This is a genomic window from uncultured Dialister sp. (assembly GCF_900541605.1).
GTDB lineage: Bacteria > Bacillota > Negativicutes > Veillonellales > Dialisteraceae > Dialister.
This window is the reverse complement of the sequence record NZ_UQKJ01000109.1, coordinates 1-6436: the sequence shown is the minus strand read 5'-3', so window position 1 is coordinate 6436 and position 6436 is coordinate 1. Positions and strand designations below refer to the sequence as shown.

Below are 6436 nucleotides of genomic sequence, written 5' to 3'. Positions count from 1 at the left end.
TAGCACATAGATACATTGATTTAAAGTAAAGTAATTAATGTCGTTTACTATAGCTTCTAGCTTCTAGGAAAGCTCAACAGCCTACGGCATGATTACGTTTGGGCAAACCTGATGGGAAAGCGCCGCAGGCGAATCAGTTTTCCTGGCTGCTAGCCGCTAGAAGCTAGCAGCCCCGTGCGAGTGACTCTACCCGTCAACATCGAATACCAACAGCTCGACAAACTGAAATTGGCAATACCCCCATTTTCATAAAAAATACTATAGAAGGAGTCCTGGACTCTTTCCTGTTTATACTGATTACCTGTAAACCTGACAAGGAGGAAACAAATATGTTCAGAATCTTTATTACCGCCGACGTAGCCAAAGAAGCAAAAGAAATCCTGGAGAAAGAATTTATCGTAGATATCCAGCCGAATATGAATGAAGAGGAACTGTGCAAAGTCATCGGCGATTATGATGCCATTATTACCAGAAGCCAGACAAAGGTTACCACAAAGGTCATTGATGCCGCAAAGAATCTGAAGGTCATCGGCCGTGCCGGCGTAGGCATTGATGGCATCGACGTTGCTGAGGCTACTAAAAAAGGTATCACCGTAGTCAATACGCCGGAATCCAATACCATTGCCGCCTGCGAACACACCATCGCCCTCATGCTGTCCATGACCCGCCATATTCCCCAGGCTCACCAGTCCATCATGGAAGGCCGCTGGGACCGGAAAAGCTTTACTGGCATCCAGCTCCTGAATAAAACCGTTGGCATTATCGGTGTCGGCCGAGTCGGTTCAAACGTAGCCAAACGGCTTCAGGCATTCAACATGAGAACCATCGGCTATGATCCCTATATTCCCCTGGAACGGGGCAAGCAGCTGGGTGTTGAACTGGTGGATCTGGATTCGCTTCTCAAGGAATCGGACTACATTACTCTTCACACCCCACTGACCGATGAAACACGGGGGATGATCGGCAAAAAAGAAATCGAAAAGATGAAAGATGGCGTACGCATCGTCAATGCTTCCCGGGGTGCGGTAGTAGATATCAATGCCCTGGCAGATGCCCTGAAGAGCGGCAAAGTAGCCGGTGCCGGTATCGATGTATGGCCCCATGAACCGCTGAAACCGGAAGAAAATCCATTCCTCGGCATGACCAATGTGGCACTGACCCCTCACCTCGGTGCTTCCACAAAAGAAGCCCAGGCCGGCGTAGCTACGGATGTCGCCATTGGCGTTATGCAGGCACTCCATGGAGAGCCGGTAGCCACCGCCGTCAATGCTTCACCTATTACGAAAGCTACACTCCATGTCATTCAGCCCTATTTCAATCTCTGTGAACGGATGGGTAATATTGCCATTGACCTGGCCGGCGGCCGCATTAACCGGGTAAATGTGGAATATACTGGTGAACTGGCGGATACCGAAACTGCCCCCCTCACCACGGCCGTCCTGAAAGGACTTCTGGCACCGGTACTCCAGCAGACTGTAAACTTTGTCAATGCCCGGGGCATTGCAGAAAACCGCCATATGGATGTAAGAGAAGTCAAAGCAAAAAAGGGTCATTATTTTACCAATACCATTTCCCTTACCGTAGATACAGATAAAGGAAGCCACCGCATCACCGGTTCCCTCTTCGACAGGAAAGAAGCCAAAATCGTTTCCATCGATCATTTCCGGGTAGATTTCGAACCCAAAGGCTGCATCATCATTGCGCCCCATGAAGATAAGCCGGGCATGATTGGTCAGGTGGCTTCGGTACTGGGCAAAGAACACATCAACATCAATGGCATGCAGGTGGGTGCCGGTAAAGAAGAGGGAACCAACGTCATGGCTGTGGCTGTGGACAAAGATATTCCTTCTGCCGTCATTCCTGCCCTCATGAATATCGACGGTATCCATGATGTCAAAGTCATTCACTGCGAACACTAAGGAGCCCTTATGATACGAATCATTCTTCTCCGGCACGGCGAAACCACGTGGAACATCGAAGGGCGCTACCAGGGACAGGAAGATACTCCCCTGTCTCCCCGGGGCCTCGAACAGGGGAGAAAAGCAGCTCTGGCGCTGAAAAATATTCCGATTGACCGCGCCATTTCTTCTCCCCTCTCCCGTTCCTTTGAGACCTGCCGCATGGCCTCCGATTACCATCACCTGACCGTCATGAAAGACGGACGGCTCATTGAAATTTCCCACGGTCTCTGGGAAGGCATCCATGCCGATGAAATCGAAGCCCGATATCCGAAGGAATTCCGCCTTTGGCATACCCATCCGGAACAGGTCCAGATGCCGGAAGGAGAAAACCTGGAAGACGTCAGAAAGCGCGCCAGGGAAGCCTTTGACGAATATGCTGCGAAATATGATGGGGAAACTGTGCTTGTTGCTGCCCATGATGCGGTGAATAAAGCCATTATCTGTGACCTTCTGGGCCTGGATATGAGCCATTTCTGGCAGATTAAGCAGGACAACGCCTGCATTAATGTATTGGAATGTGATAAAAGTATCTGGCGCCTCGTTACGCTGAACAGCACAGCCCATCTGGGATATCTGGTCAGCGGTATTGAGCAGAAAGGGCTATGAACCAGCAAAAAACAGCGCAGGAAAAATGAGAAATCATTTTTCCTGCGCTGTTTTTTAGTGTACTGCCAATTTCAGTTTGTCGAGTTGTTGGGCGGTGCGGATGGATAGAGTCATTCGTGCAGGGCTTCTAGCTGTTAGCTCCTAGCTGCTAGGAAGGCTCAACAGCCTACGGCACGAATGACTCTACCCATCCGCACCGAACACAGTAGCTCGACAAAACGCAATTTGATGAATTGCTCCAGCTCCTCAGTTCTTCATACCCGCCTTAGGCGTATTATCCGTGGTGTCACCGGAAAGAGACCGGGATACGTCAGTCGGAACCCGGCGATAGGGAAAGGTCTTGTAAATCTTTTTCATCATATCGTCAAGAATATATACATTCCTTGTAGTACTTTCATCTTCCGTATTAAAGTAGCTGCTCCGGTCATCCCGCACAGTGCCATCTGTTTTTTTATAACTGTAAATATCGATGACTGCCCTGGTCTGCAGGATCGGATCATCATCATCGAAGAAAAAACGATGGAAAACCATCTGGTACCATTCCGTAATGACAGGCATTACTACAATATCTGCCCCCGTCTTATCTGCCAGTTCTGCCAGCTCTGAAGGAGAAACTGACGCATTGGCATAGTCCGCCACATCCAAAGTCCGATAATAGGGGTAGCGAAAAATCTGCTTCATATCTCTATTGACATAGGCCGCCGCTTCATAGCCCTGTCCCCTCCAGCGGGTTGGAAGAAGCAGTACAGTCCGGGTATTATCGAAATAGCCAAGCTTCCTGTTCATTTCCTGCTCATCGGATGCCTCTGCCATAGTCACAAAGCAAAGGGCTGCCAGTAAAGCAATGAGTAAAGTCCAAAGTTTTCTCATAGAGCGCCTCCAAGAATCATATACATGCAAACTGCCCAATAAAAGCCGGAATAGTTTCCCTTCTCCATGATTCCCATTGTATCACCAATATTTGCTCTTATGCGGTTATAGATGGAGTTTATGACATGAAAATATTTTTTCTATATCTCCATAAATTGGGCTAGGGAAGCGCTGATTAAATCGTTGTCAGATTTCATTCTTGGATTTTTATGCAATGCAAGGAATAATCTGACGCGAATAGCGAGCTATTTAAGGCAGCAGTCTTGCATAGGACTGCTGAGCCAAGATAAGTTGGCGCTTTCTCTGCACATTAAAGCGCCTTCCTTTTATTCTTGGCCGATTTATGACGAAGCAGTGCATAAAAATCCTTATGAAATCTGACTCTGCGAATTAATCAGTGCTTCCCTAGATAGGCTCGACCCCCATGTTTTACCAGTTTTTAGGAGAAAGGATTAAAATCTCCTTCCCATTCCTTTAAGGTCCTTTCATCTCCTCAGCGGTCATAATCGGTGCATTAGCCAGAGAGAACGCCCTTTCCTTTTACACCGGTTGCGGAAGGAGCAAACTTCCTTCTTTCATAATGTAATCAAATCAGATGGCTTTATGAAAATAAAGTATACATGCTGGTATATTCAGGAGTATGAAAAATGATTGTTCTGTTTTTCTGGTGTCTTGGGTTATGTGCTATTAACGGGTATCTTGTATTTGCATATAATACAGAATTAGAAGACTTATTCAGACAGAAAATAATTTATTTCCTCGGCGGTTACATAGCTTTTGTATATAATCTATGTTATCCCTGGGATGGTCTGGTTCATGGATGAAAATCTTCGGCCGGCGCTGATCTGCATTTATCTCCTTTTAAATTATTGTACCCTGTTCCGTATGATGAGCGTTGACCATGATGGTTTTGTAAGAACCATATGGGGCAGCCATTGGAAAAAACAGGATTTCGAAATCCGGTTAAAACTGGAAAAACCAGGGGCTGCCCTGTTTCTCGCCGTATCCACCTGGCTGTTCAGTATGCTGGGATTTCTGGTCCGCCTGTAACGGATGTTCTCCGATGTATAATAAAAACCTCCCGGATGCAATGAACAGGGAGGCTTTTATTATACGTTGAAATATTCTCTCACATAATCCACAAACATTCTGACCGGCGTTGACTGGAGCATGGCCTGTTTGTAAATGAGGTGGCTCGGTCGAAGAAGTGGGCGTTTCTGTTTATCATAAATCATTTCTCGATTGACCTTGGGTTCACATTTCGGCAGAAGATCAGCGGGTATGAGGGAATGACCAAGTCCCTGGTTCACAATTTCAACACAGGTCAGGCAGTCAGAAACAGTAAGCATGAAATGGGGAGATTCAGTGAAATTCTGGCGCCACCACCGCGTACGGATTTCATCAAGAGAAGGATCACTGCGATAGCGGATCGATGGTTCATCGGGCAGTGTGCGGTAATCGATCTTCTTGGCGGAAATCAGGTACAACGGTGAATCTTCCAAAAGAATATCTGCATCCGGCCACTCCTGGTTGCCCCGGACAATGGCCAGATGAATGTCTTCTTTTTTTACCAGTTTCACCAACTGGTCACTGGTATCGGTGGTCAGCGATACCTCTATATCGTTGTACTTATCAATAAATCCCTTCAGAATAGAGGGCATATGGGACTGAGCAAAGGACTGGCTGGCACCAATTCGGAGAACCCCGGAAATCGAATTCGGCTCATGGGTGACGTAATTTTTCATGTCCTGGTACTGCTGCAGTTCTTTTTCTGCAAAAGAAAAGAGGCGGTTGCCGGCATCCGTAAAATGGACCCCCTTATTTGTCCGAATAAACAGAGGACAACCGATTTCCTTTTCCATCTGGCTCAGCCGGTATGTCAAAGAAGGCTGCGTCATAAAAAGACGCTTGGCCACTTTGTTTATGCTCCGTTCTTCACGAAGGTATATGAGGATTTTCCAGTCCGTATTGTTCATCGAATAACCTCTCACCTGAAATAATACAATCAAGTCCGGGCGAAGTCACCTGTTATTGGAAGCCTTTGCCCTTGGTATAAAATTATTTTATTAGATTATACCATATTTCTTTGAAGATAAACAGTAGGCTGCAAAAGTACTCCCCTTCCCGGCGTAATTTCCCGGCTATATGAATTCTCTGGGCCAGGCTGTCAGTATCTTTGTCCTTTCTTTATAGTCGGGGAGCCAGTGGGTCATGAGTGCATGAAACCGGGGTGTATGACCTGTCTCCAGCAGATGGTTCAACTCGTGAACCACCACCGATTCGATACAGGGCTCCGGTTTTGTCACCAGGTCCAGAGCGAAGCAGAGTTCACCGGTCTTCACGTTGCAGCTCCCCCACCGGCTTTTCATAACCTTCACAGTTACAGAAGTCGGCCTGACCTTCATCTGCGGTGCCCACAGCCGGATATAGTGGACCAGAACCTTTTTTAGTTCTTCCTTCATAAGCTTTCTATAAAGAAGAGCCCGATTCTTTGTGCGTGGTGTCATATCCATTTCCAGACGCCCATTCCGCAGGGCAATTCCACCGGAAGGGGCTTCAAAGAAATGGAGGGGATACTGCTTGCCAAAGAAGTAATGCATTTCTCCTGTAACATATTCATAACTCACGGGATCAGCCATACGCGCCAGATTTTTCCGTATCCAGGCATCCCTGGAATCAATGAACCGGATTATATCCTCCACCGGCATGGAGAGGGGTGCCGTTACTTTTACTTTCTTGTCCCTGGTCAGCCGGATATACATGCCTCGAAGGCCGGGCTTGGTAATAATACTCACCGGATAGGGCCAGGTTTTCTTTATTTGCTGTTTCTTATACAATAGATATTCTCTTTCTGAAAATAAATCATAACGATTGGCGCACTGCCAATTTCAGTTTGTCGAGCTGTTGGACGGCGCTGATGGATAGAGTCATTCGTGCAGGGCTTCTAGCTGTTAGCTCCTAGCTGCCAGGAAGGCTCAACAGCCTACGGCACGAATGAC

At 47.2% G+C, this 6436-nt stretch carries 6 protein-coding genes; 3 read left to right on the top strand and 3 right to left on the bottom strand.

The annotated features are described in order from the left end of the window. Nucleotides 1–329 precede the first annotated feature (329 nt). Nucleotides 330–1919, top strand: coding sequence for a phosphoglycerate dehydrogenase (serA, locus tag QZR21_RS07485; RefSeq protein ID WP_296100296.1), 1590 nt, complete (start codon nucleotides 330–332; stop codon nucleotides 1917–1919). A gap of 9 nt (nucleotides 1920–1928) precedes the next feature. Continuing rightward, a complete protein-coding gene (locus QZR21_RS07480) occupies nucleotides 1929–2567 on the top strand; it encodes a histidine phosphatase family protein (protein ID WP_296100293.1) in 639 nt (212 codons plus the stop codon). A 246-nt stretch (nucleotides 2568–2813) separates the two neighbouring features. Here the strand turns inward: QZR21_RS07480 and QZR21_RS07475 are convergent, their stop codons facing one another. Continuing rightward, on the bottom strand, nucleotides 2814–3437 hold the full coding sequence (locus QZR21_RS07475) for a hypothetical protein (protein ID WP_296100289.1): 624 nt from the start codon (nucleotides 3435–3437) through the stop codon (nucleotides 2814–2816). An 816-nt stretch (nucleotides 3438–4253) separates the two neighbouring features. On the opposite strand from QZR21_RS07475, the gene QZR21_RS07470 reads away from it, so the two are divergent. Further along, nucleotides 4254–4487 (top strand): hypothetical protein, encoded by a 234-nt coding sequence (locus tag QZR21_RS07470; protein ID WP_296098679.1) that lies wholly within the window; start codon nucleotides 4254–4256, stop codon nucleotides 4485–4487. 59 nt (nucleotides 4488–4546) lie between these two features. Here the strand turns inward: QZR21_RS07470 and QZR21_RS07465 are convergent, their stop codons facing one another. After that, nucleotides 4547–5413, bottom strand: a complete 867-nt coding sequence (locus QZR21_RS07465; protein WP_296098682.1) for a LysR family transcriptional regulator — start codon at nucleotides 5411–5413, stop codon at nucleotides 4547–4549. 165 nt (nucleotides 5414–5578) lie between these two features. Continuing rightward, on the bottom strand, nucleotides 5579–6274 hold the full coding sequence (locus QZR21_RS07460; RefSeq protein ID WP_296098685.1) for a M48 family metallopeptidase: 696 nt from the start codon (nucleotides 6272–6274) through the stop codon (nucleotides 5579–5581). Nucleotides 6275–6436: the final 162 nt, after the last annotated feature.